The following is a 2,464-nucleotide window of genomic DNA, read 5'->3' as shown; positions in this document are numbered from 1 at the left end:
CCCGGCGCCAGCCGGTGTTCGTGGATCGCCGTCGCCATCCTGTCGACGATGCGCTCGTCGCCGCTCTCGGTTTTCTGCGCTGCCCGCGCCATGGTTCTCGTCCCGTCAGCTTGTCCGCCAACTGTGGGGCGGCGGCGGCGATTCTCAAGCCGAAGGGAGGCACATGCCGTTTGTGAGCATGATTGTATACGATTCTCGCTTCAATCATGTGCGCAATCCTGTCGCTTAAGCTGAATTCCCGGGCATTCCCGGTCTGGCACCGGCACCGGTGCGAAAAGCCTTTCCCTGCGAACCGGGTGTTGCCGCAGCGTGAGCACAGATCGCAACAGGGGGCCTATGATGCGGACGGAAGACGATCTCGAACTCGTGCACCTGACCAAGCGCTACGGCGACACCGTGGCGGTGCGCGACATCAACCACGTCTTCAACAAGGGCACCTATGTCTGCCTGCTGGGGCCGTCCGGCTGCGGCAAGTCCACGACGCTGCGCATGATCGCCGGGCACGAGGACGTGAGCGACGGCTCGATCCTGCTGCAGGGACAGGACATCGCGCACCTGCCGCCCGCCAAGCGCGGCACTGCCATGATGTTCCAGAGCTATGCGCTGTTCCCGCACCTCTCGGTGCGCGACAACGTGGCGTTCTCGCTGCGGATGAAGGGCGAGGACAGGGCCACGCGCCACCGCGCCGCCGACGAGATGCTCGAACTCGTGGACATGGGCCACCTCGCCGCGCGCCTGCCGGCACAGCTGTCGGGCGGGCAGCAGCAGCGGGTGGCGCTGGCGCGGGCGCTGGTGACGAAGCCGCGGGTGCTGCTGCTCGACGAGCCGCTCTCGGCGCTGGACCCGTTCCTGCGCATCCGGGTGCGGGCCGAGCTCAAGCGTCTGCAGCGCGAACTGGGCATCACCTTCATCCACGTCACCCACGGCCAGGACGAAGCGCTGGCGCTCGCCGACGAGATCGTGGTGATGAACAACGCGGTGATCGAGCAGGCGGGCCACCCGCGCGACGTCTTCGCCGCCCCCCGCACCGAGTTCGTTGCCCGCTTCATGGGCGGGCACAACGTGCTGTCGTGGAACGGCGGCCGCTACGCGCTGCGCGCCGACGACGTGCTGCTGGCGCCGCAGGGCCAGCCCGCGATCGTGCGCACCGTCGAATACCAGGGGCACCACGTCGCGATGACCGCGGCGATGGGCGAGCAGGAGATCCTCGCCTACGTGCCCGAGGCTGCGTTCTTCGCGGATCCGAAAAGCCCCGGCGATGCGGTCAGCCTCGCCTGGGAAGAAGGGCGGCTGCACCGCCTCGAAGCCTGACGGACGCGCAACGTCCGCACCACAGATCAGACCCCGTCCAACGGAGAGAGGACCAATCATGGCCAAAACCGGATACACCCGCCGTGCGCTGCTCAAGGGAGGCGCCGCCGCGGCCGCCGCATCGGCGCTGCCCGCCCCGATGCTGTGGGCGCAGGACATCAAGAACATCACCCTGCGCCAGTTCGGCACCGGCGTGTCGAACCTCAACGAGGTGGGCCAGAAAGTGAAGGAGGATCTCGGCTTCACGCTCGAGATGACCGCGCTCGATTCCGACAGCGTGACCCAGCGCGCCGCGACCCAGCCCGACAGCTTCGACATCGCCGACATCGAGTACTGGATCTGCAAGAAGGTCTGGCCGACCGGCAACCTGCAGGCGATGGATGTCTCGAAGATCGCCAACTACGACAAGATCGTCGGCATCTTCAAGGACGGCAAGCTGACGCCCGAGTCCGAGATCGCGCAGGGCACCGCGCCGCACACCGTGGGCTTCGTCGAGGGCGAGGGGTCGACCACCTTCGCCACCGAGCAGACCAACTGGATGACGCTGATCCCGACGATTTACAACGCCGACACGCTGGGCATCCGCCCGGATCTCATCGGCCGTCCGATCAACAACTGGTCCGAGCTGCTGAACCCCGAGTTCAAGGGCAAGGCCTCGCTCCTCGACATCTCGTCGATCGGCATCATGGACATGGCGATGGTCTGCGAGTCGATGGGCGAGATCCAGTACGGCGACAAGGGCAACATGACCCGCGAGGAGATCGACAAGACCTTCGCGATCTTCACCGAGGCCAAGCGCAACGGCCAGTTCCGCGCCTTCTGGAAGACCTTCGACGAGTCGGTGAACCTGATGGCCTCGGGCGAGGTGGTGATCCAGTCGATGTGGTCGCCCGCCATCACCGCGGTGAAGTCGCGCGGCATCGACTGCGTCTACCAGCCGCTGGAAGAGGGCTACCGTTCGTGGGGCGGCGGCATCGGCCTGTCGAAGTCGCTGACCGGCATGGAGCTGGACGCGGCCTACGACTACATCAACTGGTACCTCTCGGGCTGGGTCGGCGGCTTCCTGATGCGCCAGGGCTACTACTCGGCGGTGCCCGACACCTCGAAGGAGTTCATGTCCGAGAACGAGTGGGGCTACTGGTTCGAGGGCAAG

At 66.3% G+C, this 2,464-nt stretch carries 2 protein-coding genes; both read left to right on the top strand.

The features are described 5' to 3' along the window. Positions 1-339 precede the first annotated feature (339 nt). A complete protein-coding gene (locus HC022_RS24030) occupies positions 340-1,311 on the top strand; it encodes an ABC transporter ATP-binding protein (RefSeq protein WP_167454079.1) in 972 nt (323 codons plus the stop codon). 58 nt (positions 1,312-1,369) lie between these two features. Next, the coding region (locus tag HC022_RS24025) for a PotD/PotF family extracellular solute-binding protein (protein WP_167454078.1) at positions 1,370-2,464 on the top strand (1,095 nt) is incomplete at its 3' end.

Source organism: Salipiger sp. HF18 (assembly GCF_011806505.1).
Taxonomy (GTDB): Bacteria; Pseudomonadota; Alphaproteobacteria; order Rhodobacterales; family Rhodobacteraceae; genus Salipiger; species Salipiger thiooxidans.
The sequence above is the reverse complement of the archived record's forward strand: the minus strand, read 5'-3'. Positions and strand labels throughout refer to the sequence as shown.

Coding starts and splice junctions, on each gene's coding strand:
- HC022_RS24030 (WP_167454079.1), top strand. CDS start 340: ATGCGGACGGAAGACGATCTCGAACTCGTGCACCTGACCAAGCGCTAC.